The organism is Streptomyces sp. NPDC088785 (genome assembly GCF_044750685.1).
Taxonomy (GTDB): Bacteria; Actinomycetota; Actinomycetes; order Streptomycetales; family Streptomycetaceae; genus Streptomyces.
The window spans coordinates 86,406-111,835 of the sequence record NZ_JBIVKH010000019.1; the positions used below are offsets into that span (position 1 = coordinate 86,406).

General features: G+C 70.1%; 18 protein-coding genes, 1 tRNA gene and 2 pseudogenes. 15 read left to right on the plus strand and 6 right to left on the minus strand.

Translation table 11 applies throughout. From position 1 onward, the window contains the following. The first annotated feature begins 292 nt into the window (after nucleotides 1-292). From ACIP5K_RS33390 to ACIP5K_RS33420, 7 genes and pseudogenes are all read left to right on the plus strand, one after another. Nucleotides 293-1,717 carry an ATP-binding protein gene (locus ACIP5K_RS33390; protein ID WP_401415705.1) on the plus strand — a complete coding sequence of 475 codons (1,425 nt, stop codon included), beginning with the start codon at nucleotides 293-295 and terminating at the stop codon, nucleotides 1,715-1,717. Further along, nucleotides 1,701-4,418, plus strand: a complete 2,718-nt coding sequence (locus tag ACIP5K_RS33395) for a Z1 domain-containing protein (protein WP_401415707.1) — start codon at nucleotides 1,701-1,703, stop codon at nucleotides 4,416-4,418. Before ACIP5K_RS33390 ends, ACIP5K_RS33395 begins: the two co-directional genes overlap by 17 nt. After that, complete coding sequence (locus ACIP5K_RS33400; RefSeq protein WP_401415709.1) at nucleotides 4,415-5,398, plus strand: PD-(D/E)XK motif protein; 984 nt, start codon at nucleotides 4,415-4,417, stop codon at nucleotides 5,396-5,398. Before ACIP5K_RS33395 ends, ACIP5K_RS33400 begins: the two co-directional genes overlap by 4 nt. A gap of 34 nt (nucleotides 5,399-5,432) precedes the next feature. After that, a pseudogene (locus ACIP5K_RS33405) lies at nucleotides 5,433-5,771 on the plus strand (plasmid transfer protein); the annotation flags it as partial. Between the two features lie 94 nt (nucleotides 5,772-5,865). Next, nucleotides 5,866-6,048 carry a hypothetical protein gene (locus ACIP5K_RS33410; protein WP_401415825.1) on the plus strand — a complete coding sequence of 61 codons (183 nt, stop codon included), beginning with the start codon at nucleotides 5,866-5,868 and terminating at the stop codon, nucleotides 6,046-6,048. A 3-nt stretch (nucleotides 6,049-6,051) separates the two neighbouring features. Continuing rightward, nucleotides 6,052-6,192 (plus strand): annotated as a pseudogene (locus tag ACIP5K_RS33415) (DUF2637 domain-containing protein); the annotation flags it as partial. Between the two features lie 28 nt (nucleotides 6,193-6,220). Further along, nucleotides 6,221-7,615: a tyrosine-type recombinase/integrase gene (locus ACIP5K_RS33420; RefSeq protein ID WP_401415712.1), complete on the plus strand. Its 1,395-nt coding sequence runs from the start codon at nucleotides 6,221-6,223 to the stop codon at nucleotides 7,613-7,615. Between the two features lie 189 nt (nucleotides 7,616-7,804). On the opposite strand, the gene ACIP5K_RS33425 is transcribed toward ACIP5K_RS33420, so the two are convergent. Beyond that, nucleotides 7,805-7,877 (minus strand) — tRNA-Arg (locus ACIP5K_RS33425). Nucleotides 7,878-8,287: 410 nt separating this feature from the next. On the opposite strand from ACIP5K_RS33425, the gene ACIP5K_RS33430 reads away from it, so the two are divergent. The 7 genes from ACIP5K_RS33430 to ACIP5K_RS33460 all read left to right on the plus strand — a co-directional run bounded on the left by ACIP5K_RS33430 (nucleotide 8,288) and on the right by ACIP5K_RS33460 (nucleotide 17,325). After that, entirely contained in the window at nucleotides 8,288-9,925 is a 1,638-nt protein-coding gene (locus ACIP5K_RS33430; protein WP_401415714.1) for a dynamin family protein, read from the plus strand. 5 nt (nucleotides 9,926-9,930) lie between these two features. Further along, the gene (locus ACIP5K_RS33435) at nucleotides 9,931-11,883 is read left to right on the plus strand and encodes a GTPase (RefSeq protein ID WP_401415717.1); all 1,953 of its coding nucleotides are present in this window, start codon (nucleotides 9,931-9,933) and stop codon (nucleotides 11,881-11,883) included. 141 nt (nucleotides 11,884-12,024) lie between these two features. Beyond that, nucleotides 12,025-12,543: a single-stranded DNA-binding protein gene (locus tag ACIP5K_RS33440; RefSeq protein WP_401415720.1), complete on the plus strand. Its 519-nt coding sequence runs from the start codon at nucleotides 12,025-12,027 to the stop codon at nucleotides 12,541-12,543. 334 nt (nucleotides 12,544-12,877) lie between these two features. Further along, nucleotides 12,878-14,314, plus strand: coding sequence for a TQXA domain-containing protein (locus ACIP5K_RS33445; RefSeq protein WP_401415722.1), 1,437 nt, complete (start codon nucleotides 12,878-12,880; stop codon nucleotides 14,312-14,314). A 226-nt stretch (nucleotides 14,315-14,540) separates the two neighbouring features. Further along, nucleotides 14,541-16,205 (plus strand): energy-dependent translational throttle protein EttA, encoded by a 1,665-nt coding sequence (gene ettA, locus ACIP5K_RS33450; RefSeq protein ID WP_401415723.1) that lies wholly within the window; start codon nucleotides 14,541-14,543, stop codon nucleotides 16,203-16,205. Continuing rightward, complete coding sequence (locus ACIP5K_RS33455; RefSeq protein WP_401415726.1) at nucleotides 16,205-16,621, plus strand: acyl-CoA thioesterase; 417 nt, start codon at nucleotides 16,205-16,207, stop codon at nucleotides 16,619-16,621. The genes ettA and ACIP5K_RS33455 overlap by 1 nt, the downstream gene beginning before the upstream one ends. Before the next feature lie 5 nt (nucleotides 16,622-16,626). Then, the gene (locus ACIP5K_RS33460) at nucleotides 16,627-17,325 is read left to right on the plus strand and encodes a hypothetical protein (protein ID WP_401415820.1); all 699 of its coding nucleotides are present in this window, start codon (nucleotides 16,627-16,629) and stop codon (nucleotides 17,323-17,325) included. Between the two features lie 63 nt (nucleotides 17,326-17,388). Here the strand turns inward: ACIP5K_RS33460 and ACIP5K_RS33465 are convergent, their stop codons facing one another. After that, nucleotides 17,389-17,793 (minus strand): globin, encoded by a 405-nt coding sequence (locus ACIP5K_RS33465; protein ID WP_401415728.1) that lies wholly within the window; start codon nucleotides 17,791-17,793, stop codon nucleotides 17,389-17,391. A gap of 83 nt (nucleotides 17,794-17,876) precedes the next feature. On the opposite strand from ACIP5K_RS33465, the gene ACIP5K_RS33470 reads away from it, so the two are divergent. Continuing rightward, on the plus strand, nucleotides 17,877-18,884 hold the full coding sequence (locus ACIP5K_RS33470) for a methyltransferase domain-containing protein (protein WP_401415731.1): 1,008 nt from the start codon (nucleotides 17,877-17,879) through the stop codon (nucleotides 18,882-18,884). Between the two features lie 87 nt (nucleotides 18,885-18,971). Here ACIP5K_RS33470 and ACIP5K_RS33475 read toward each other — a convergent pair whose 3' ends face one another. The 4 genes from ACIP5K_RS33475 to ACIP5K_RS33490 form a co-directional block, all read right to left on the minus strand. Further along, complete coding sequence (locus tag ACIP5K_RS33475) at nucleotides 18,972-20,081, minus strand: FHA domain-containing protein (RefSeq protein WP_401415734.1); 1,110 nt, start codon at nucleotides 20,079-20,081, stop codon at nucleotides 18,972-18,974. An 80-nt stretch (nucleotides 20,082-20,161) separates the two neighbouring features. Next, a complete protein-coding gene (locus ACIP5K_RS33480; protein ID WP_401415736.1) occupies nucleotides 20,162-21,514 on the minus strand; it encodes a VWA domain-containing protein in 1,353 nt (450 codons plus the stop codon). A gap of 58 nt (nucleotides 21,515-21,572) precedes the next feature. Next, the gene (locus ACIP5K_RS33485) at nucleotides 21,573-22,814 is read right to left on the minus strand and encodes a PP2C family serine/threonine-protein phosphatase (RefSeq protein WP_401415738.1); all 1,242 of its coding nucleotides are present in this window, start codon (nucleotides 22,812-22,814) and stop codon (nucleotides 21,573-21,575) included. 31 nt (nucleotides 22,815-22,845) lie between these two features. Continuing rightward, nucleotides 22,846-25,332: a tetratricopeptide repeat protein gene (locus ACIP5K_RS33490; protein WP_401415823.1), complete on the minus strand. Its 2,487-nt coding sequence runs from the start codon at nucleotides 25,330-25,332 to the stop codon at nucleotides 22,846-22,848. Between the last annotated feature and the right edge of the window lie 98 nt (nucleotides 25,333-25,430).

Sequence of the window (25,430 nt, forward strand, 5' to 3'; positions counted from 1 at the left end):
AACCGGGGTCCTCTGTCGTCACCGTCCGGCGCTTCGGTCTGCGAGTGAGCGTCAAACACATGCACCGCGGTACCCACTGGCAGGGCTCCAACTTGTGAGCAAGCGATGTGGACGCCCGCAGGTTGGCGGGCGTCCTGCGAGTCTGCATCGAGAGGGCCCCGCTCGTCTTCCTCCGAAGACCGTCGGCCCTTGGACCCACTTACAGGACAGTCCCCTAGCTGGCCAGCAGTACTCGTCGTCATTGTCCGCTAGAGATGGCAGTATTGGGGGAGTTTCGAGTGGGGGGCCGTTCGTGGCTGTACGCAAGACCATCCAAGTGGTGCCGCGAGCGCGGCGCACGCTGACTTCGCTTCGCAACCTGGGTTACGACCTGCGTCATGCGGTGGCGGACGTTGTCGACAACAGCGTCTCGGCAGACGCGACGGCTGTGCACATCACTGTGTACTTCGACGGCACACGCTCTTGGATTCGCATTTCGGACAACGGACGAGGTATGGACGCCGAGACCTTGACGGAGGCGTTCCGCTACGGAAGCGACCGTGAGTACGGCAGGACGGAGTTGGGGCGCTTCGGCTTCGGGCTCAAGTCCGCATCAACTTCTCAGTGTCGACGGGTGACCGTGGTGTCGCGCGCTGACGCTCCTGGTGCCGTGCTGGAGGCACGTCAGCTCGACCTCGATCACATCGAGGAGGTGGACAACTGGGAGATCTTCGGACTGTCCTCGGACGAGTTGCCCGAACCGAGCAGGTCCGTGCTCGGTGAGGCTGCTGGAACGGTCGTCCTGTGGGAAGGGCTCGACCGAGTTCTCCGCTACCAGGACCCATTCGGCGGGTGGGCGAAGAAACAGCTAATGGCTCACGCTGAGGACATCGACGAGCACTTGGGTATGGTGTTCCATCGTTTCCTTGCTGGAGAAGTCGCCAACCGAGATCCGCTTCAAATCACGGTAAATGGGACCCCCGTGGAAGCATGGGATCCGTTCTGCCGCACAGAGTCGAACGCCTCGGCCCTCCATGAGGAGGACATAGAGGTGCCCTCCAGAGAGGGTAGCGGGATCGTGCATCTGAGTCCTTTTGTGCTCCCCAACCAAAACCAATTCTCCTCGCAGGCCGCGTGGAAGAGGGCTTCAGGACCCAAGGGCTGGAATCGGCAGCAAGGCTTCTACATCTACCGAGCCGATCGCCTGATCCAGTCTGGTGGCTGGTGCCGCCTGCGAGCTGTCGATGAGCACGCCAAACTCGCCCGAATATCGCTTGAGTTCTTCCCGGAGCTCGATAGTTCCTTCGGAGTTAACGTGGCCAAGGCATCAGTCTCGCTTCCTGAAGAGCTGCGCAAGGAAATCGCTCCGCTGGTGAAGACATGGGGCAGGGTGGCTGACTCTGCCTACCGTCAGAAGCAACGGCCTTCGAGCCCGCCGCCTAGACGTCCCAAACCATCGGGCGTAGTAGCGGCACCACCAGCGCGCAGCGTGCATCCACCCCACAGCAAGCCCGGCCGTGACCGGTCCTCAAATAGCGGGCCCGCGACTTTCTCACCTACGTTGGCTAACTACCGGGGCGTCGGCACAAGCTCCCGGGTCTCGGCTGCCGGTTCCATGTCAGCACGTCAGGCACTGGAAGCTGCCGCCGATCACGCTGGCGAGAATGAGGCTCTGAGTCGGATCTTGTCGGCCCTGCGCACCATGTCCCCGGAGGTGGCGCATGACCTCGGTTGGTAACCGCATAGAGGGACACCTCTTCGTCCTCAAGGCCATCATGGACCGAGATAGCCTGACCCTTGAGGAAAGTCTCTCTCAGCACCCGGGGCTCGTGCCGCCCGAGGATCACGACGCCGTTCGCCGCCACTGGGAACAGCAGCGAACGACCACCATCATCCGTACCGTGCGCCCAACCGAGCTCACCGCTACGGGCGGGCCAAGGGCTTGGGCCGAAAATTGGGATACCGCCGAGGGCTACTACTGGGCACGCCAACGTCGCTTCCTTAGCCACGTACTACGCCGCCAAGACTATGAGATTGACAGCGTCGACCTTGCGAGCGACCGGGTACTGGCCCACCTGGAGAACCCGCGGCACACGGACCCATTCAGCGTGCGCGGCCTGGTCGTGGGACACGTACAGAGTGGCAAGACGAGCAACTTCTCCGCGCTGATCGCCAAGGCGTCCGACGCTGGCTACAAGATCATTATCGTGCTTTCAGGGCTTCACAACACGCTTCGACTGCAGACTCAGAGGCGACTTCAGCGCGACCTCGGTCACGAAAACGTCCCGTTCCCCAAGGGCGTGGGTCAGGGGGACCCTGAGAAGTACTGGACCTGGTTGACCCGTGACGATCTAGATGGCGACTTCGACCCGGGAGTCAATGTCGGACCTCTACAGGGACAAAACCAGGTAATTCTGGTGGTAAAAAAGAACAAAACGCGCCTTGACAGGCTTTTGGACTGGCTCGAAAACAAGGTTCCCGAACATGTGCCGGTTCTCGTTGTCGACGACGAGGCCGATCAGGCATCGGTCAATACAGGCGGCAACCGTCCCGACGACGAGCCAGTCTCTGAGGTACTTGACCTCAGGGCAGCGGACTTTGACGGCGACCTGCCGGCGGACGACGAGTTGGATCCCAGCGCGATCAACCTCCGAATCAGGAGGCTCCTGCGCGGTTTCGCGCGCGTTTCCTACGTGGCCTATACAGCCACTCCTTTCGCCAACATCCTCGTCAACCCCAACGCCGAGGATCGCGAGGTTGGGGACGACCTTTTCCCGCGGGACTTCATTCTTACCCTGCCCCACCCCCCTGGTCAGAAGTACGTGGGCACCGACCGGCTGTTCGGTCGCGAGCAGCTCCCTGGTGAGGTCGGACAGATCGACGGACTTGACGTCATTCGAATCGTTCCGGACGTAGAGGTGGAGCAGGTAATTCCTCCGAAGGGGAAACGAAAGCCTTACAGCCCCAGAATCCCGAGCAGCCTAAAATGCGCTCTTACGGACTTTCTGCTGGCAGCTGCGGGTAGAATGGAGAGAAGTGGCGCCGATCAGCCTTGCACCATGCTTGTTCACATCGACATGCGCAAGGAAGCCCAGGATAAACTTGCGGCCGAGATAACCGCCGGGCTTGGCCACATGCGTCAGCAGTGGCGCTATGATCGGGCGAATTTTCTGCCTGTGCTAAGCGATCGATGGGAAACAGAATTCCGTCCGCTCACTTCTTCGGTGGACCTGGACAATGACACGCCTTTCGAGAAGATCGAGCAGCATCTGGATGCTCTGCTCACCCCCGGGATAGAAGTTCGGGTTCTGAACTCAAACCATGAAGACGAGCTCGATTTCGAGATTGAGCCGGGCCTGAAGTCCGTCCTGGTCGGAGGTAATAAGCTCTCCCGAGGTGTCACTGTCGAAGGTCTCCTGATTTCATACTTCGTGAGACGCAGCCCTTACTACGACACGCTCCTACAGATGGGGCGCTGGTTTGGTTATCGTGGCGACTACGTAGACCTAACGCGTTTGTACAGTACCCAGACCCTCGTTACGTGGTTCCACGATCTAGCTACGATTGAGGAGGAGCTTCGACGGCAGATCGAGCACTACGCCCGCCGGAAGCTCACGCCATGGGAAGCGGCGCCGCGTATCCGTAGCCACGAGAAAATGCTTCCGACAGCCAAGAATAAGATGAAGGAAACCTCGCTCCAACAGGACTCCTTCGATGGCAGGAAAATCCAGACCCTCCGCTTCCCGTTTGACGATCCCAGGATTCTTAATCTGTGCAGTGAGAACCTCCGGACCGCTCGCACTTTTATGGGATCACTGGGGGAGCCATACGGCGGAGACCCAGGTCGCCTGAGTTGGGAAGGCGTCAATGCCGAGGCAGTAGTCCGCTTCATCGAACGTTTCCAATTCAGCGATCAGAACGCTTTCGACGTGCCGTCCGTCGCGAATTATATTCTGGCGCAGACACAACATAATGAACTCGTATCCTGGCGAGTGTTGGTATCCTCGGCTCGAAGGCAACTTAGCGAGCATCAGACAGTTGACTTGGGCATCTCGGGACATCCTGAGGTGGCCATGATCCAGCGCAGCAGGCTCATTAAGGATCCCTCCTCGCTTGGTGTTGTGACCGAGCCGGAGGATGAGCTGCAGGGACTCACGTCGCCCCAGATTGAAGAGGCAAATAGATTGCAAAAGGCCGGGGAGTTCACCACGCTCGGCGACGCATTCAGGTCTCAGCGGTCGCCGCGGGAGGGATTGCTAATTCTCTACCCAATCGATCCGAGTAGCGGAATTGGTGCGAACGCGAAGAATCGCCGTAGGCTGTTCGATGAGCGAGCCGAGCGGCCCGATTGCGTCCTGGCTTACGCCGTTTCTTTTCCCTACTCCACGAGTCCGAGGAGTCTGTCCTACGTGGCCGGACGTAAGGCTAGGCGCCCGTGAACGCGGCCGAACTAGAAAATATCTGGAGCAGGATTCCGGATGCTCCAGCGCCTGGCCTGCTATCTGCGGAAAAGCTGCCGTCTGGAGATCTATGGGCCGCGGTGGATGCCGACGGGCACTGCCACCTGCTGCTACAAGTACCACCAGGCACACAGGCTCCAAATGCTCTCACTAAAGGCCTACAAGTCCGTGTGGGAGAGCATCAAGTGACCGGTCAACCGGTCAGCGAATATATAGATGTTTCCTGCCTGGAAGCAGCAGCCGTGACGACCTTCGCTGCTGTGGCTGCCGACATTATTCACGAGGCAGGAGACCTGCAGGGGGCAGAGAGGGCTGCCGCTGTGGGCGACGTCCTCGAACGGTGGAAGTGGTTCTGGGGGGTGGATGCGAGCCGCCTCACAAGTAACGACGCTTTGGCTCTTTTTGCGGAGCTGTGGTTCCTGGTGCGGTGGGCTGGCGTGACTCCGGCCAACATAGACGCTTGGACAGCCTCCGAGGGGTCCCGCCACGACTTCCAATGGCCGTGCAGGTCTGTCGAGGTTAAGGCCACCGCGCGCAGTGGTGACGCCGGCAGCGTTCACACGATCCGAAGCCTGGATCAACTGGCAGCACCTGTGACTGGCGAGCTGCACCTCTTCAGTCTCCGCGTGACGCGGGATCAACTTGCCAACAACACTCTGCCCAAGCTCGTGGACAGAGTGACGGCGGACCTGCGAAACCACCCGGCCGCCCGCGAGCGATTCCTGCAAAAAGTTGGAAAGCGCGGTTATACCCCTGCCCAACGTAAGACTCATGAGATCCCCTACCGAGTCGTGGAGGAATATCTCTACCAAGTCACGGATGACTTCCCCCGCCTGATCAACGATTCCTTCGCTGCTGGGTTGCCGAACGGAGTCGTGCGGGTTTCGTACGATCTAGACTTGACTGCTTGTGGGGCATGGCTCCTTTCGGTTAACCCCAAAGACTGGTCGCCCAACTAGACAGCCCACGGAAGGTTACGGAAGGCAATTCGCCCGCCGTGACCGCATCATCACCGCGCTTGTCCGCCTCGCCCAGCTCGGCCGCACGGTCGGCATCTATGACGAGACCAGCGCCAACATGGCCTTCGGTGATATCTCTCCGGACGCCGTGCTCGCCGCCATCCAGATCTCACCCGGCACCCCCGGCATCGCCGTCGCCGCTGACTCGACCGGCGGCTGGGCCCGTATCCGCGCCCCGCACACCTCGCTGCGCGACGCCGTTAACCTCTGCAACGCCCACGCCGACCGCGCCCCGGACCTGCCCGCGCTCGCCGCCTTCCGGCCCGCCGTCGCCGCGTTCTCTCCGGCTGCAGTGTCGCTCACCAAAGCCGCCGGGTCACGGCCTCACCCTCTCCGCTCCACGGTCGGCGCGACCGTCCCCGCGCCAGCTCCCTACCCCGCCCATGCCGAAAACAGGAGGCCAACCCATGCACGCCGACGAGGACTTCGCCCGCACCGTCGCCCTCCTTCGCGCGCTGGATCTCTACGAGAGGCGCTACGAGGCCGACACGGCCTTCATCCCCATCGTCGTTCCCGCGCTCGCCCTGTCGCTCCCGATCGAGGTTCTGCCGCCCCTGCTCCGCGACGGCGACGACCCCACGGAGGGCTGACCCATGGTGGCCCGCAGCGCGCTCCGCTCGGACGCCGTCCTCATCCAGGCCGTCATCGCCGGAGCCCTCTCCTTCGCCCACCTCCACGACTTGGCCGCCGCTGCCGGACAAGACGACTGGAAGGCCTGGGCCTACCCGGTCTCTAGCTCGACGACCGTGAGGAAGCCGCCTGATGGAGACGACCTACGACGTCAAGGTGTACAAGATCCTCACGTACAAGGGCGCCCGCAAGACCACGTACACGGTGCGATGGATGGTCGCCGGCAAGGCCTGGCGCGAGCCGTTCGGCACGGTCGCACTCGCCGAAGGTTTCCGCTCCGAGTTGATCCAGGCGACCAGCAAGGGCGAGGGGTTCGTTATTGCGACGGGTCTTCCCGTCTCGCACCGCTCCAAGGCGGCCTCCATGAGCTGGTACACGTTCGCTGTTCAGTACGTGGATGCGCGCTGGGCCCAACTGGGCGGCAACAGCCGGAAGAACACCGCCAAGACGCTTACGGCCATCACGATCGCCCTGCTTCGCGCTCGACCTGCCCAGTTCGACCCCGTTGCCCTGCGCACAGCTCTGCGGGAGTGGGCCTTCAACGTCAACCGCCGGCCGGACGCTCCGCGGGACGTCGTGAGCATCCTGCGGTGGGTCGAGCGGAACTCCCTGCCCGTCTCGGTCTGGGAGGACCCCGAGAAGGTCGACGAGGTCCTTCGGGCCATCGATACGCGCCTCGACGGCAAGCAGGCCGCAGCCTGGTCCCGTAAGCGCCACCGTCGGATCCTCAACGTCGTCATGAAGTACGCGATCCGGCGTCGCATCCTGCGCACCAACCCGCTCCCCAAGGGCAAGGAAGCAACGACCACCACCAAGACCACGAACGCGGTGGACAAGCGTTGCCTGATCAATCCGGCGCAAGCTGCCGCGCTTCTCGACTGGATCCGTCAGCGGCCTCGGGGTGGTAAGCGGCTGCACGCGTTCTTCGCCGCCCTGTACTACTGCGGGCCGCGCCCCGAAGAGGCAGTGGCCATGCGCGTGGCCGACGTGAAACTGCCCGATGTCGACTCCGCCGACCAGTGGTGCGAACTCCTGATCCACACCGCGACTCCGGAAGTCGGCAAGCAGTGGACGGACACGGGGGAGATCCACGAGGAGCGCGACCTCAAAGGCCGAGCCGAAGGGGAGACGCGAACCGTCCCGGGGCACCCCGCCCTGACCCGGATCCTCCGCCAGCACATCGAGGACGAAGAACTGAAGCCCGGCGATCTCCTCTTCCAGGGCGAGAAGACCGGCATCCTCGCCGGCTCCGTCTTCCGGCGCGCCTGGCGTAGCGCCCGCAAGGCCGTGCTGCCCCCGCACGTCTTCGAGTCACCCATGGGCAAGCGCGTGTACGACCTCCGGCACACCCGCCTGACCAAGTGGCTCAACGACGGGATCCCGCCCGCTCAGGTGGCCGACTGGGCAGGCAACAGCGTCCCCGTGCTGCTTTCGATCTACGCCCGGTGCGTCGACGGTCAGTTGCCGGACCTGAAGAGGCGGCTCGAAGCGGCAGGAGATCTCGAAGACCTGCCCGACTCCGACTGAGCCACCGACCGCCCCGCCGCCGAAAACTTCGACACGTATTCGACACAGCGACCCGCAGAGACCCGGTTTCAGCCGGACAGTCCCGGACCCACCCCATGATCGGCGGGGGAGAGGCCGGGGCTTCTGCATGTGCACGTAAAGGGCCTCTGGTCAGCAGAAAGGCCCCACTGAAGTGAGGCCTCTGAGAGGCGCCCCCGGCAGGACTCGAACCTGCGGCCAAGCGCTTAGAAGGCGCCTGCTCTATCCACTGAGCTACGGGGGCCGGTGTGTGGCCGGTGGCTCGGCCGGGTGGATGTGGGGGTGATCCATGACCTTGCCGGGGACAAGGATAGGGCTCCCGAGTCCCAGTCCTTGCTGCTTCGCCTCCGCGACTCGATGTGGAGGTTCAGTGAAGCGGTCCTGATAATCGCAGGTAGGTACGAATCCCGCATCGCTTTTGGCGACTCCAGCCACGGGTGTTGTGCACTCGTTATGCCTGCGCCCCCTGTCTCCGCTTCCGTCCCGCTGTGTGCTCCCTGTGACGTATCACGCGCCTTGTGGGGTGCTGTCCGGGCCTTCCGACGGGGCTGGGGAGGGTTTCGGATGGGCCTCCTGGTCTGTTCTGGCGTGTTATCGGCGCGCAGGTGCTCTCATATGCTTCAGAAAGCGCACGAAATTGGGCATTCTTCGCATGTGGTGACCTTGGACGTACGGCCTCAGCTGCTCGACGCACTTACCGCGCTGCGCGACCGTGTCGCCGCCGCGCGCTTCCCGCTCCCCCTGGCGGGGGCGCCACGCGCGCGTGCCAACAGGAACGAGTTGCTCGCCCAGCTCGACGACTACCTGGTGCCCCGGCTGCGCGCCCCCGAAGCGCCCCTGCTCGCCGTGATCGGCGGGTCGACCGGCGCCGGCAAGTCCACTCTGGTGAATTCACTCGTAGGGCGCGTGGTCAGCGAGGCCGGAGTGCTGCGGCCGACGACCCGTACACCTGTGCTGGTCTGCCATCCGGACGACCACCACTGGTTCTCCGGGATGCGGGTGCTGCCCGACCTCACGCGCGTGTGGGTGCCCCGCCAGGCCGACGACGAGGCCGCCGACGGGGACGACGACGCGCTGGACCCCGTACTGGAGGAGGGCGAACAGGTCCTCCGGGTCGAGACCGCGGGCACCCTGCCGCCGGGGCTCGCGCTGCTCGACGCGCCGGACGTCGACTCCCTGGTCGCCGAGAACCGGCTCCTCGCGGCGCGGCTCGTCACCGCCGCCGACGTCTGGATCATGGTCACCACCGCGTCCCGGTACGCCGACGCCGTGCCCTGGCACCTGCTGCGTACCGCGAAGGAGTACGACGCCAGCCTGGTCACGGTCCTCGACCGCGTCCCGCACCAGGTCCTCGCCGAAGTGTCGCGCCAGTACGGGGCCCTGCTCACCAAGGCCGGACTCGGCGACGTACCGCGCTTCACCGTGCCCGAGCTGCCCGAGTCCACCGGGAACGGCGGCCTGCTCCCCGCCACCGCCGTGGCCCCCCTGCGGGCCTGGCTCACCCACCGCGCCCAGGACCCCGACGCCCGGGCCATCGCCGTCACCCGCACGGCGCGCGGCGTCCTCGACTCGCTCCGGGCCCGCATGCCGGAGCTGGCCGCCGCCGTCGCCGCCCAGCACTCGGCCGCCGTCCGGCTCACCACCGCGGTCGAGGAGGCGTACGAGAACGAGCACGCGCGCGTACGGAGGCGTTTGCAGGGAGGCGGCGTGCTCGCCGGAGACGCCCTCAAGCGGTGGCGGAGCTATCCGCTGGACTGCTCGGCCGGAGAACTCCTCGACGCGCTCGTGGAGAGTCTCAGCGCGCTTCTTCTGTGCGCCGTCAGCGCCGCCGACCAGCGCGTCGACGAGGCGTGGCGGCGCGAACCGGGCGGCGCCGCACCCGAACTGGCCGGCCGGGACCCCGAGCTGGAGAGCGCCGAGCACCGCATCGGGATGGCCGTACGGCGCTGGCGGCGGGTCCTGGAGGAGTACGCGGAGGAAGAGGTGCGGGCCGTCGGCGACTTGCAGGGCGTCGCGCCGCCCGAGCCCGAGAGCGTCGCCGCGCTGGTCGCCACCGCCCTGCTCGGCGGCCGGCGGGCCAGGGCCGCGGGGGAGCACCTCGCCGAGCGCATCGGCGCCCAGGCCGCCCTGAAGCTGCGCGACCGCGGTGGGCGGCTGCTCGGCGAGTACCTGGACACCGTGCTCGGCGCGGAGCGCGAACGCCGGCTCACGCCGATCGACGGGTTCGGCGTCACCCCGGAATCCCAGGCCGAACTGATCGCGGCCCTTTCGCTGCTGCAGAAGGAGAGGTGAGGGCGGTGACCGCCGTCACGGACCACAACACCGAGTACTCCGACCAGCCTCAGAACGGTCAGCCCCGAACCGGTCAGCCCCGAACCGGCCAGCCCCAGAACGGTCAGCCCCAGAACGGTCAGCCCCCTCAGAACGACCAGTCGCAGAACGACCCGTCCCCGAACGACCGGCCTCAGAGCGGTCGGTCGCAGAACAGGCAACACCTCGTACCGTCCGGCCAGACGGCCGCAAGCGGCGGCGCCTGGGACGACGGGCTCATCGCGCGGCGGGCCGCCGGACTGGCGGGCGACCTCCTGGAGGCGGCCCCGCAGACCGACCCGGGACCGCACGACGACGGGCGGCTGAAGGAGCGTCTCGACGCGCTGCGCGAGCTCGTCGGCCTGTCCAGGACGCGGCTCGACGGGCCGACCCTCGCCGAGGCGGGCCGGGTGCTCGACGAGGCCGCCGCCCGTCGCCGGCTCTCCGCGCGGCACACCGTCGTGGCGGTGGCCGGCGCGACGGGGAGCGGGAAGTCGACCCTGTTCAACGCCCTCGCGGGCGTGCCGCTGTCCGAGACCGGGCTGCGCCGGCCGACCACGTCGGCGCCGATCGCGTGCAGTTGGACCGACGGCGCGGCAGGGCTGCTCGACCGGCTCGGCATCCCGGGCCGCTCCCGGCGCAGGCCCCTCCAGGGGCAGCACGGCGACGCGCGCCTCGACGGGCTCGTCCTCATCGACCTGCCCGACCACGACTCCGCCGCGCCCGCCCACCGCGCGCAGGTCGACCGGGTGCTCGCCCTCGTGGACGCCGTGGTCTGGGTCGTCGACCCCGAGAAGTACGCCGACGCGATGCTCCACGAGCGCTACCTGCGGCCCATGGCCGGGCACGCCGAGGTGATGTTCATCGTGCTCAACCAGGTCGACCGGCTGCCCGGCGACGCCGCCGAACAGGTCCTGGACGACCTGCGGCGCCTCCTCGACGAGGACGGCATCGCGCTCGGCGAGCACGGCGAACCGGGTGCCACCGTGCTGCCGCTGTCCGCGCTGACCGGGGAAGGCGTCGACGAGCTGCGCGAGACCCTGGACCAGTTCGTCGGCGAGCGGCGCGCGGCCGCCCGGCGGATCGGTGCCGACCTGGACGCGGCCGCGCAGCGCCTGCGGCCCGTGTACGCCGCGGGGCGGCAGACCGGCCTCAGCGAGGCGGCCCGCGAGGAGTTCGCCGACCGGCTCGCCGAAGCGGTCGGCGCGGCGGCGGCGGGGCAGGCCGCCGAACGCGCCTGGGCGCGCGGCGCGAACAAGGCCTGCGGCACGCCGTGGCTCAGGCTCTGGCGGTGGTACGAGGCCCAGCGCGCCGCCACCGCGAGCGCCCCGGCCGGCGTGCCGCCCGCCGCCGACGAGGAGGCCACGGCCCGCCAGCGTGTCGAGCACGCCGTGCGGGCCGTCGGCGACGCGGCCGCGACCGGGCTGCCCGTCGCCTGGGGGCAGGCCGTGCGGGAGGCGGCCACGCGCGGCGCCGAAGGGCTGCCGCAGGCGCTCGACGAGCTGGCCCTGGCGGAGGGCGCGCCGGACGCGGGCGCGCGGCAGCCGGGACCGTCGTCCGGCACCGCCGCGCGCCCGCCGCGCCCCGGCTGGTGGCCGGTCGCGGTGCTCGCCCAGGTGTCCATGACGGTGCTTCAGGTGCTGGGCGGACTGTGGCTGTTGGGGCAGATCGTGGGCATCGTCTCGCCCAATCTGGGGGTGCCGGTGCTGATGATGCTGACCGGGATCGTGGGCGGGCCGTGCGTCGAGTGGGCGTGCCGGTTCGCGGCGAAGGGGCCGGCGCGACGGTACGGGCAGGACGCCGAGCGGCGGCTGCGGGACGCCGCGGCGGCCTGCGGGCGGGCCCGGGTCCTCGATCCGGTCGCCGCGGAGCTGCTGCGCTACCGGGAGGTGCGGGAGCAGTACGTACGGGTGACGGGGATTTCCACAACCGGCCGGTAGGACACAGGCGTCTGCGGGGGGTCGGGGACGGGGGCAGTCTGGGGATCGCGGTTCGGGAAGGGCCCGGGCCGCCGTCGAGGCCAGCCGGTCGACAGGGCCGGCCGGGGACGGTCTTCATGCGATCAGGGGAGGGCGTACGCCATGAACGAGACGCTGCTGACGGTGGTGGGGAATGTCGCGACGACTCCGGTCTACCGGGAGTTGCCGAGCGGGCCGGTGTCCCGGTTCCGGCTCGCGGTGACCCCGCGCCACTTCGACCGGGTGCGCAACGAATGGGTGGACGGGCACACCAACTTCTTCACGGTGTGGGCCAACGGCCCGCTCGGCGCCAATGTGCAGGGTTCGATCACCATCGGGGAACCGGTCATCGTGCAGGGCCGGTTGAAGGTGCGGGACGAGGAGCGCGGCGGACAGCACTGGACGTCGGCCGACATCCAGGCGAGCACGGTCGGGCACGATCTGTCGCGCGGCACCTCGGCGTTCCGGCGCGCCACGCGGCGGATGACCGGCGGGGGAGGCGAGCACCCGGCGCAACAGGCCCAGGACGACGTGTCGTTCGAGATCGAGCCACAGCCGCAACCACAGGCAGAGGTACAGCCGCCGCAGTCGAGGTCGAAGTCGCGATCCAAGTCGGCGCCTCAGCCGGAGCCGGTGGGGTGATGCCGGTCTGACACGACGGAGAACCGCGCCGCCGGTGATGTGGCGATAAGACAGCTTCACTCACGGTTTCGGGGATAACGATTCCGATTCGGATCGCCCGCCTGGCCGCACCTCAAAGAACCGCCACAGCCGACTTCCTTAGGATGCGGGCGGAGTTCCTGGGCTCGAAGACGCGTCCGAGAGCTCCGGTGGCTTCGAAGGCTCCCGCGGTGCGAGGGGCCCACGAGCCGACCGGGTCGCTCAATGTTGCTCAGGAGCACCCGGGTTGGCCTTGATTCTGGCGGCGGGACCTCACCCCCCGAGCTTCAACGCGTCCTGCCTGAAGGGGAACTACGTGTATTCAGTGTTCACGCGGGCCGCACGGCACGGGCGGTCCACCGTCCGGATCGCCGCGGCGGTCCTGCTGTCGGGGCTCGTGACGGCCGGCGCGATATCCGGTGCGGGCCCGGCCCGAGCGGTCGACGGCGCCCCGGAGCAGGGCGGGGCGAGCGCCGTCATCAGCGGCATGGACACGCACGGGATGGCCGTCGTGCACGAGGACGGGAAGGACGAGCAGGTCTCCGCCGGCCTGTTCCGCATGATCGTCGACGGCGGCGGGATGCTCCAGACGTACTGCGTCGACATCCACAACCCGACGCGGACCGACGCCCGGTACCAGGAGACCCCCTGGAGCGGCACCTCCCTCGGCGCCAACAAGAACGCGGGCAAGATCCGCTGGATCCTGGAGAACTCGTATCCGCAGGTCAACGATCTCGCGGCGCTGGCCCGCGAGGCCGGGACCACAACCCTCACCGAGCAGGACGCCGCGGCCGGCACCCAGGTGGCCATCTGGCGCTTCTCGGACCAGGCCGACGTCGACGCCGTCAGCCCCGCCGCCGAGAAGCTCGCCGACCACCTCCAGCGCAGTGCCGTGAACCTCGCCGAGCCGCGCGCGTCGCTGACCCTGACGCCGCAGGCCGTCTCCGGGCACCCGGGCGAGCGGGTCGGGCCGGTCACGGTGCGGACCGACGCCGGCGGCGTCAGCCTGATGCCGCTGACCGGGGCGGCCGAGGAGGGCGTGCGGGTCGTCGACAAGAAGGGGCACCCCGTCACGTCGGCGGCCGACGGCAGCCGCCTGTACTTCGACATACCGAAGGACGCCGACGCGGGCTCGGCCGCGCTGAGCGTGCAGGCGTCGACGACGGTGCCGGTGGGCCGCGCCTTCACCTCCGACACCCGCAGCCAGGCGCAGATCCTGGCGGGCTCCAGCGAGTCCACGGTCGCCGCGGGCACCACGGCGACCTGGGCGCGGCAGGGCGCCGTCCCGGCCCTCTCCGCGCAGAAGAACTGCGCCGAGGGCGGCGTCGACATCACGGTGGCCAACAAGGGGGACGAGCCGTTCACCTTCGCGCTGATGGGCAAGCGGTACACGGCCGCGGCCGAGGCGACACGGACGGTGACCATCCCGCTCCAGGAGGACCAGGCCTACGACTTCACGATCACGGGCCCGCACGGCTTCGAGAAGCGGCTGCGCGGCATCCTCGACTGCCGCACGACGTCGGCGGCCCACACCGACGACAAGGGCCTGCGCACCCAGGCGCTGATCCAGCCCAGCCCCGCCTCGGTCGGCGGCACGGGCGCCGCGGGCACCGACCTGGCGGACACCGGCACCTCCAACGCGACCCCGGTGATCGCGGGCACGGCCATCGTGCTGGTCCTGGTCGGCGGCGCCGCACTGGTCCTCGTACGCAAGAAGAAGGCACCGGCGGAGGAGCCGTCCGGGGACGAGTGAGCGCGGGGCCGGCCCCGGGTGGACCACCGGGGCCCTGCCCACGACCGACCGTGAGGGACCGGATACCGGGGGGTGAGGGGAACCCCCAGCTCAGGGCCGTAGTCCGATACACGTTTTCGCCCAGCAGTAGCGATGCGGCAAGATGGGGTGTATCTGCCCTCGCGCGGTGGAGCCGCGCTTGCGGGGCCCTGGACGCGACCACACTTCGACTGCCGGACGGTTTCTCTTGGCTGAGTTCATCTACACCATGCGCAAGACGCGCAAGGCGCACGGCGACAAGGTGATCCTCGATGACGTCACCCTGAACTTCCTGCCGGGAGCGAAGATCGGCGTCGTCGGTCCGAACGGTGCCGGCAAGTCGACCGTGCTGAAGATCATGGCGGGCCTGGAGCAGCCGTCGAACGGTGACGCGTACCTGTCGCCCGGTTTCAGCGTCGGCATCCTGATGCAGGAGCCGAAGCTCGACGAGTCCAAGACCGTGCTGGAGAACGTCCAGGACGGCGCCGCCGAGATCATGGGCAAGCTCAAGCGCTTCAACGAGGTCGCCGAGCTGATGGCGACCGACTACTCGGACGCGCTCATGGAGGAGATGGGCAAGCTCCAGGAGGACCTCGACCACGCCGACGCGTGGGACCTCGACGGTCAGCTGGAGCAGGCCATGGACGCCCTGGGCTGCCCGCCCGGCGACTGGCCCGTCACCAACCTCTCCGGTGGTGAGAAGCGCCGCGTCGCGCTCTGCAAGCTCCTCATCGAGGCGCCCGACCTGCTCCTCCTCGACGAGCCCACCAACCACCTCGACGCCGAGTCCGTGAACTGGCTGGAGCAGCACCTCGCCCAGTACAAGGGCGCCGTCGTGGCCGTCACCCACGACCGCTACTTCCTCGACAACGTCGCGGAGTGGATCCTCGAGCTCGACCGCGGTCGCGCCATTCCCTACGAGGGCAACTACTCGACCTACCTCACCAAGAAGTCCGAGCGGCTCAAGGTCGAGGGCAAGAAGGACGAGAAGCGGCAGAAGCGGCTCAAGGAAGAGCTGGAGTGGGTGCGGTCCAACGCCAAGGGGCGGCAGGCCAAGTCCAAGGCGCGTCTGGCCCGTTACGAGGAAATGGCCGCCGAGGCCGACAAGATGCGCAAGCTGGACTTCGAGGAGATCCAGATTCCGCCGGGCCCGCGGCTCGGCAGCATCGTCGTCGAGGTCGAGCACCTCAGCAAGGCCTTCGGGGACAAGGTCCTCATCGACGACCTGTCGTTCACCCTGCCGCGCAACGGCATCGTGGGCGTCATCGGCCCGAACGGCGCGGGCAAGACCACCCTGTTCAAGATGATCCAGGGCCTGGAGACGCCGGACTCCGGCGACATCAAGGTCGGCGAGACCGTCAAGATCTCGTACGTCGACCAGAACCGCGCCAACATCGACCCGAAGAAGACTCTCTGGGCCGTCGTCAGCGATGAGCTCGACTACATCAACGTCGGGCAGGTCGAGATGCCCTCGCGCGCGTACGTCTCCGCGTTCGGGTTCAAGGGCCCCGACCAGCAGAAGCCCGCCGGTGTGCTCTCCGGTGGCGAGCGCAACCGCCTCAACCTCGCGCTCACCCTCAAGCAGGGCGGCAACCTGCTGCTCCTCGACGAACCGACGAACGACCTCGACGTCGAGACCCTCAGCTCGCTCGAGAACGCGCTGCTGGAGTTCCCCGGCTGCGCCGTCGTCGTCTCCCACGACCGGTGGTTCCTCGACCGGGTGGCCACGCACATCCTCGCCTACGAGGGTGACTCCAAGTGGTTCTGGTTCGAGGGCAACTTCGAGTCGTACGAGAAGAACAAGGTCGAGCGGCTCGGTGCCGACGCGGCCCGCCCGCACCGCGCCACCTACAAGAAGCTGACCCGCGGCTGATGGCTCGCCACGTATACGCCTGCCCGCTGCGCTGGGCGGACATGGATGCGTACGGCCACGTCAACAACGTGGTGTTTCTTCGGTACCTCGAAGAAGCGCGCATCGACTTCCTGTTCCGTCCGGACAAGGATTTCCAGCAGGGGTCCGTCGTGGCGCGCCATGAGATCGACTACAAGCGGCAGTTGGTCCACCGGCACGCGCCGGTGGCCATCGAGATGTGGGTGACCCAGATACGGGCCGCCTCGTTCACGCTCACCTACGAGGTCAAGGACGAGGACGTGGTGTACGTGCGCGCCTCGACGGTCATCGTGCCCTTCGACTTCGAGGCGCAGCGGCCCCGGCGGATCACCGCCGAGGAGAAGGAGTTCCTGGAGGGGTACCGGGACGACCGCGACCCGGGGGCGCTCGCCGCATGAGCAGCGTGCCCGAGCTGTATTTCGCCGATGCCGGGGAGGCGGCGGACCTCGCCGCCTTCCTCGGCCGGCTGCTGCACTACGACAGGGCGGCGGCCGTGCGGCTCCAGGCGCAGGCCGGCGGGCAGGCGCTCGCGGTGTTCGGGCGGCCGCCGTCGTTCGAGGTGCTGGCGATCCGGGCGGCCCGGCTCCTCAAGCCGTACGAGAACGGGATCGACGACATCCTCGACGTGACCGTGTCCGCCGGGGAACTGCTCGAATCCGTCGACGAGAGCGGGGCGACGGCCGGGGTCCCGGCCGCCGTCACCGGACCGCCCTGGGCCGGGGTGCTGCCCCCGCGCGGCGGCTGGCGGCGGGTGGAGGGCTTCCCCGCCGCCGACGAGCTGCGCGGACTCGTGAAGGCCGCCGTGGCGGACTTCCGGGGCCGGGTCGAGGAGCTGGCGGCCGAGGCGCGGACGCGGGCCGCGCTCGATCGCATCGGGCGGGACATCTGGTCCCGCGAGATCAGCGTCGGCGCGGCGCCGGAGCCGGTGCGAATGCCCGTGCGGGTCGCCCACGCCGCCGTCTCGCTCGGCTTCCTGCGCGGGTCCTCGGTCGATCTGCTGGCCGCCGGGGCGTGGTTGCGGCTGCGCACCGCCTACGGGTCCGTGGCGGTGCGGCGCGGCGCCACCGGGGGGCTCGGCGGCTTCGGGGTCATGCCCGCCTGACCGGCCGGGCCCCGGCCCGCCGCGCCGCACACCGGCCGTCGAAGGCCGGCTGCGCGGCGGCTGTCAGCCCGCCGTGTTCACCATCGACGCCGCCGCGTACGTCAGGTAGTTCCACAGCGTCCGCTCGTGCTCCTCGGACAGGTCGAGGGAGTCGACCGCGTCCCGCATGTGCGTCAGCCACGCGTCGTGCGCCGCCCGGTCCACCTGGAACGGAGCGTGGCGCATCCGCAGGCGCGGGTGGCCCCGGTGGTCGCTGTACGTGCGCGGGCCGCCCCAGTACTGCATCAGGAACAGGACGAGACGCTCCTCGGCCGGGCCCAGGTCCTCCTCCGGGTACATCGGGCGGAGCAGCGGGTCCTGGGCGACGCCCTCGTAGAAGCGGTGCACGAGGCGGCGGAAGGTCTCCTCGCCGCCGACCTGCTCGTAGAAGGTCTGCTCCTGGAGTGTGTCGCGCGGGGTCTCAGTCACCCGTCCATCGTCTCAGACGCGGAGATCCAGGACCCGAGGCGTAGGACCTCGCCGATTCCGGGCGCGGGCCGCACAGTGGTCGTATGGGTACGGAGCGCGTCGGCGGAGCGGACGGTCCCGCGGGGCCCGCCGCCCGGGCGCGGGCCGGGCTCGTCCGGGAGATCGCCGCGACCGGGGTCTGGGACCGGGACCCGCGCTGGCGGGACGCCTTCGCCCAGGTGCCGCGGCACCTCTTCGTGCCGTACTACTACGTCCCGGCGCCCGGCGGGCCCGAGCGGCTGTGGGGCGAGGACCCCGACCCCGCGCGGCGCGAGCGGTGGCTGCGCGGCGCGTACGCGGATCAGCCGCTCGCCACCCGCCTGCGCGACGGGGAACTCGTCTCCTCCAGCAGCCAGCCGTCCCTCATGGCGAAGATGCTGGCCCGGCTCCGGGTGCGCGACGGGCACCGGGTGCTGGAGATCGGGGCCGGGACCGGGTACAACGCGGCGCTGCTGGCGCACCGGCTCGGGGCGGGCGCCGTCACCACCGTCGACCTCGATCCGGAGATCACCGAGTCGGCGCGCACGCATCTGGCCGCCGCCGGGTACCGGCCTCTCGTCGTCACCGGCGACGGGGTGCGCGGGTGTCCGGAGCGGGCGCCGTTCGACCGGATCGTGGCCACGTGTGCGTTGCGGGCGGTGCCGGTGGGGTGGCTGGGGCAGTGCCGGGGCGGGGCGCGGATCCTGGCGCCGGTCGCCACCGGGCTGCTGGAGCTCGTGGTGCGGGACGCCGGGTTCGCGCAGGGGCGGTTTCTTCCGACGCCGGCCTATTTCGTCTCCGTACGGGGGGAGGGCGGTGGCGGCGTCGTGGGCGGCGGGGCGGAGCTGAGCGGCGTGGACCCGGGGGTGGCGCGGGAGGACTCGTTCCGGTTCCTGCTGGAGCTGCTCGGGGGGCGGGTCGGGGCCCGGGAGGTCGCCGCCGTGTGGGAGCGGGAGGGGCGGCCCGGGCGCGAGCGGTTCGGGGTGACCGTGTGCGCGGGGCGGGAGTGGGTGTGGCTGGACGACCCGGGTGGGGGATGCGCGTGGGAGGTGGGGAGCCGGGGCGGGGGCTGAGGTCGCCCCCGGCCGTCCGCCCCCGCTCGCCCGTCCCGTGCCGCCCCGTGCCGTCCCGCAGCCGGGCACCGCGCCCCTGCGGCGGCGTCAGCCCCGGTGGATCGTGATGGTCGTCCACGCTCCGACGTGGACGCGGTCGCCGTCCTGGAGGGGGACCGGGACGAACGGCTGGATGGGGTCCTCGCCGCCGTTGACCGTCGTGCCGTTCGTCGAGTTCTGGTCGACGACCGCCCAGCTGCCGTCCGGCTGCTGGACCAGGACCGCGTGCTGGTGCGAGACGCCGGGGTCCTCCGGCGGGACCGACAGGTCGATGTCGGGGGTGTCGCCCGTGGAGTGGCGGCGGCGGCCGATCGAGAGCTGGTTGCCGGTGAGGGGGCGCTGCTGCTCGGGGGAGTACGCGGGCAGGTTCAGGCCCGACGCCTCCGGGCCGCTGCGCTGCATCATCGCCATGAAGTAGTCGCGGTCCGGGCCGATCGTCGCCGACCACGTCACATGGCCCTGCGGCTGCGGGGGCTGCTGCTGATAGGGGGGCGGCTGCTGCTGGTAGCCGTCCGGTGACGTCGCGGGGGACGACGGCGGGGAGATCGTCCAGTCGTCGCCCGGGCCGCCCGGGCCGCCGAACGACGGCTGCGGCGGCTGCATCGGGCCGGGGCCCGGCATCGTCGGCTGCGGCGGCTGCTGCTGCGGCTGGTAGGCCTGCGGTCCCGGCGGGAACGGGGCCGGGCCCGACGGCTCGCTGCCGAACGGTCCCGGCGGGATCGGCTCGGCCGGGCGGTTCATCTGCGAGGGGCGCGAACCCTGGTACTCGTACGGGTCCTGGCCGGGACCCGGACCCGGACCCGGGCCCTGCGGCGGCTGCTGGAAGCGCAGCGCCGGGTTCGGGGGCTGCTGCTGCGGGCCGCCCGACGTGGGCAGCGGCGGGTTCGGCGCCGCGGGCGTGTACGACGTCGCCGTGTTCGTCAGGAAGTTCCAGCGGCACTCCTCGCAGAACGGAGCACCGCCCTCACGCGGCGTGCGGCACTGCGGGCACAGCTCCGGGGCCCGCTGCGCGGGCGGCTGCTGCTGCTGCGGCGGGTAGCCGTAGCCGGGGGCCGGAGGCGGCGGCGGGGGCGGGGGTACGGCACCGGCCATGCGGTGACCGCAGACCTCGCACCAGTCGTCGGAACCCGACTGGTGTCCGTTCGGGCAGGTCGGCATGTCGGCGCTTCCCCCTCTCCTTCAAGTGCAAGCCCGGGCTTGCCGTCGTGGTGACTGCTTGTGGTGGCTGCTCGTGGTGGTTACTTCTTGACGCGGACGGTCTTGGTGGAGCGGGTTTCGAGAGTCATCTCGTCGGCCTCCGCGACCTTCGGCTTCAATCGAACAGTACCTTCCGCGGCGTCCACCACGTCCACCACCTTCGAAAGCAGCTTCGCCGTATCCGCGTTTCCGGACAGCGCCGCCAGCTGCACCGCCCGGCCCAGCTTGGCCGTCGCCCCGTCCGCGTCGCCCGCCTTGCGCGCGTCCAGGCCCTGCTGGATCGCCTGCGCCAGTTCCGCCTGGCCCGTGTAGTGGGCGACCTGCGGATTGATCGACGTGGAGGCCGTCATGTCGTCCGTCCAGACCGCGCGGACCAGGCCCTGCGACAGCGGCTGGGCGGAGCCGTCCGGCTGCGGGACCACCAGGGAGACCCGGGCGGCCAGCATCTCCTGGCCCAGCTCGGCCGTCGGGACCTGGACGCACACGTGGTAGTCCCGGGACTCGTCCCCCCAGGAGCCGGTCGGGTAGTCGCCCGCCCGCGGGCCGGCCTCGGTGCGGCGCCCGGTCAGTTCCTCGACGGTGGGCGCCACCTGCTTGACGAACTTGATCTCGGAGCCGAGCGGGGTCCACAGCCGCAGCGCCACGTCCGCGACCTCCTTGCCCATCGCCGTCTCCATCATCTGCGTGAAGTCGTCGGCCAGGTGCGCCGGGTCGGCGACGATGTCGGCGGTGCCGAGCAGCGCCGAGGCGATCCCTGTGACCTCCTTCACCTCCCAGTCGGTGCCCACGCCCCGCGCGTCACAGGTGAAGCGCCCCGCGGTCGCGTCCAGGGTCGCCCGCAGGTCCTCCGGCGACTCGTGCTCGTTGCGCCCGTCCGTCAGCAGGATGCCGTGCCGCACCATCGGCGCCGCGGCGTCGGCCGCGTACAGCAGCCGGTCGGCGAGGCGCAGCCAGGTGCCGATCGCCGTGCCGCCGCCCGCGGACAGCTTGCGCAGCGCCTGCTTGGCCTGCTCGCGGGTGGTGGCGTCGGCGACGGCGAGCCGGCCGTTGCCCGGGTAGATCTCCTTGGCGACGTGGGTGCCCGCGATCACCGCGAAGTGCACGCCGTCGCGCAGGGTGTCGATCGCGGCGGCCGACGCCTCGCGGGCCCCGCGCATCTTCGTCGGCGGATAGTCCATCGAGCCGGAGCAGTCGACCATCAGCGCGACCGCCGCGGCCGCGGAGCCGCCCCGGTCGTACGCGTGCGGGCCGCCGACGGCGCTGCCCACCGTCCCGCCGCCGGTCGAGGTCACCGTGACGATCGCGTTGACCTCGCGGCCCCCCTCCGGCAGGTACTCGTTCTGGTACACCTCGACCGAGAACTGCGGAACGGTCGGCTTCGAGAAATTGGCCATGATGACAAGTCCCCCCTGGACAACATCACTTGTGCTGTGAGCGACGCGCGGGCCGGCCTCAGGCCGATCCTGCCCCCTGCCGGGTCCCCGGGAACGGCAGGACCGCCACTGTTACGTTGTCGTGGCCCCCGCCGTCGAGGGCGTGACCGGTCAGGACCTGCGCCGCGTGCAGCGGACGCGCGGCGGCGTCGCCGGGCACGGCACCGGCCATCTCCTGCGCGGACTCCGCGTAGTTCCACAGGCCGTCGGTGCAGACCACCACGACACCGGGCCGGTCCGGCTTGAAGGAAGCGGTGTGCGGCTCCAGTTCGTAGGCGTCCGCGCCGAGCCAGCCGGTGATCGCGTGGGCGCGCTCGTCGGCGTACGCCTCCGCCTCGCTCATCAGGCCCGCCGCGACCATCTGCGCGGCCCACGAGTCGTCCTCGGTGAGCCGGGCGGCGGTCGCGGAGCGGTCGTCGGGCACCCAGTAGGCCCGCGAGTCGCCGACCCAGCCCACCACGAGCAGGTCGCGGGTGACGATGGAGGCGACGAGGGTGCACGCCGGGGCGTTCTGGTGCGGCTGGTGCTCGCGGGCCGTCGCGGGTTCCTGCGCCAGCGCGTTGACCGCCTCGGCGGCCACCAGGATCGCCTCGTGCAGCGCCTGCTGCGGGTGGGTGCCGCGCGGCAGCGACTCGTGCAGCGACTCGTCGGCCGCGCGGGTCGCGGCGAGCGAGGCGGCGTCGGGGCGGGTCGCGGACGACACCCCGTCGCAGACCACGGCGACCACGGCGGGCGAGCCGTCGGGCAGTGCGGCCGAGGAGATCACGAACGCGTCCTCGTTGCGGTGGTGGCGCAGGCCGCGGTCGCTGACCGCGGCGACCGCGTCCAACTCCTGCTCCATGTGGTCGCGTTCGCGCGGCTGCGCGTGCCCGCAGTTCTCGCAGTAGCCGTCCGGGTCGACCTGCCCGGCCCGGCAGGCCACGCACAGCCTGGTGCCGGCCGGCGGGGTGGCCGCCTCCAGCTGCTCGGGCGTCGCCGTCCGGGGATCGGGCGCGCCGTCGGGCCGCGCGGGCGCCTCGCCGCCGGCGGACTCGATGCCCTCCAGGTCGGTCGGCAGGTGCACCGGCGCGGGGGTGTCGGAACTGTCGGTCTCCTGCGCGGCCGGCCACGCCGGTGGCTCCTGCGCCGCGGGCGCCGTCACCGGCTCCGCACGCCCGTCCGGGGCCGACGCGTGCGGCGCCGACGAAAGGTCGTACCCGCAGGCCCCGCAGAAGCGGTCGCTCTCCTCGAGCGGCTCCTCGCAGCTGGGACACACTGACATAGCCGTCGACCGGTGCGTCTGCGACATCAACTCACACCCACGTCCGAGGGCGGTAGCGGTTGGCCCGCTCCACCAGTTCGATCCTCTCCTCGCCCCTTGAAGCGAGCCTGGCCAGTGTCCGGTACGAGCGCTCCAGGCCGAGGCGCAGTCCGCGCTCGTCCAGATCGTTGCCGAGCACCACCGTGCCTGCGGGGCCTGCCGGCTGACCGGAACCCTGCCTACCGGAGAGTACCCAGTCGAGCGCGGTACCGAGGACCTCGGTCGACAACTGCTCCCGGCGCACCGCGTCGAGGCCGAACGCGTCGAGCGCCTCGACCTGGCCCGCGGCGGCCGTCAGATCGCCGAGGAGCGGGTCGCCGTCCGGTGCCGTCGGGGCCTCCGCGATCCGTCCGCGCAGCCGGGCGCGGACCGCGGCGACCCGGGCCGCCGTGTAGTGGATGGAGGACTCCGGCACCGACTCCAGCGTGCGCACCGAGCCCGCTCGGTCCCCGGCGGCGAGCTGCACCCGGGCCAGGCCGAACGCGGCGCTGACGTAGCTGGGGTCGGTGGTCCACACGAGGCGGTAGTACTCCGCCGCGTTGTCCAGCTGGCCCAGGACCTCCGCGCAGACGCCGAGCGCCAGCTTCGGCGCCGGCTCGCCGGGGAACGCGTCGTAGATCGCGTCGAACGACAGGGCCGCGTTCGCGTGGTCGCCGACCGAGAGCGCGGCCACTCCCCGGTACCAGACCACCCGCCAGTCGTCGGGGTGGTCGGCCTCCAGGGCCGTGAGGCCCCGGACGGCGGCGTCCAGTTCGCCCATCTCCAGGCGGGCCCGCAGCTCGCGCAGGCGCAGTTCGGGGGAGCCGGCGGGCGCCGCGTGCAGGGCCGCGATCAGCTCGGCGGGCGCCGAGGCCATCAGGCCCGCGAGGAACCCGGCGTTCGGGTCGTTCGGGTCGACCCGGGGGACCGGCAGGGCCAGCGCGGTGGTGACCGCCCGGAGCGGGCGGACCAGCGCCGACGGCGACGGCGGCAGGACGGGCTGGGCGGGCGCCGGGTCCAGCGCCGCCCGCCTGCCCCGGCGGGCCCGTACGGGCACCTCGCGCACGCCGAGCCGCGACACGTCGGTGTCGAGCCGGCCGAACAGCTCGGTGTCCGTGACCTTCACCTCCGGCCCGAAGAGCGTGGACAGGGCCGGCCGCGGCCTGTTCGTCTGGAGCGCGACGACCTCGCGCAGGACGCCCGTCAGCTGCTCGGCCATCTCCTGCGCCGACGCGAAGCGGCGGGCCGGGTCCGGGTCGGTGGCGCGCACCAGCAGCCGGTAGAAGGACTCGTAGCGGCGGAACACCTCGATGTTGCCGGGGTCGGGCAGCGAGTCCACGAAGACGTTCGTGTAGCCCTGGAAGTCGAACGTGAGCAGCGCCAGGGTGCGGGCGACCGTGTACAGGTCGGAGGCGACGGACGGGCCGACCTCGGCGACCTCGGGCGCCTGGAAGCCGACCGTGCCGTAGATCGCCGACTCGGCGTCGTCCATCCGCCGGACGGCGCCCATGTCGATCAGCTTGAGCTGGTCCTCGGTCTGGATCGCGTTGTCGACCTTGAAGTCGCAGTAGAGGAGGTTGCGGCTGTGCAGGTGGCCCAGCGCCTCCAGCGCCTCGATGCCGAAGGCGCACGCCTGCTCGACCGGCAGCGGGTCGCGCCGGCCCTGCGGGGTGCGCCGCTCGTTGGCGATCTCCTTCAGCGACTTGCCGCCGACGTACTCCATGACGATGTAGCCGTCCATGGAGCCGGTGCGCTGGTCGAGGTGCTCGACGAAGTTGTAGATGCGGACGATGTTCGCGTGCTCGATCTCCGCGAGGAAGCGGCGCTCCGAGATCGCCGCCGCCATCGCGTCCTGGTCACCGGTGTCGAGCAGGCCCTTGAGGACCACCCAGCGGTCGGAGACGGCGCGGTCGACGGCGAGGTAGACCCAGCCGAGCCCGCCGTGCGCCAGGCAGCCCACCACCTCGTACTGGCCGTGCACCACGTCACCCGTGGCCAGCTTCGGCACGAAGGAGTACGGGTGCCCGCACTTGGTGCAGAAGCCCTCGGTGCGGCCGGGCCGCTCCCCGCGCGAGCGGCCCACCGGCGCCCCGCAGTCCGAGCGCGAGCAGAATCGCTTCCGCTCGGGGACCTCGGGCTTCTCCTGGACCATCGCGCGCGGGTCGGGCCGCGGCACGTCGGGCACCCGGACGAGGCCGGCGCCGAGCCGGGCCCGGCCCGAACCGCTCGCGCCCGCCCCCGAACTGCGCACCGACACGGACCGCGAGGCCGCCGTCCCGGACACCGAGCGCGACAGCCGCCCCGACACCGACCGGCGCGACTGCGAGGAGCGCGACGACGTGCGCGTGGAGCGGGCCGACGACCGGGAGCTGGAGCGGGCGCTCTGCGAGCCGCGCGAGCCGCCGCCCGCGATCCCGGTCGGCGGCGAGGACACCATCCCGGTCGCCGACACCACCGGGGCGAGCCCGCAGGTGTCGCAGTACAGCTCGCCGCCGCCCATGTCCGTGTACGTGCCGCCGCAGCCGGGCCGCTGGCAGGAGCCGGGACCGGCGGCCGGCCCCGGCGCCGCCGCGGACCCCGGCGTCAGGCCGCAGGTGT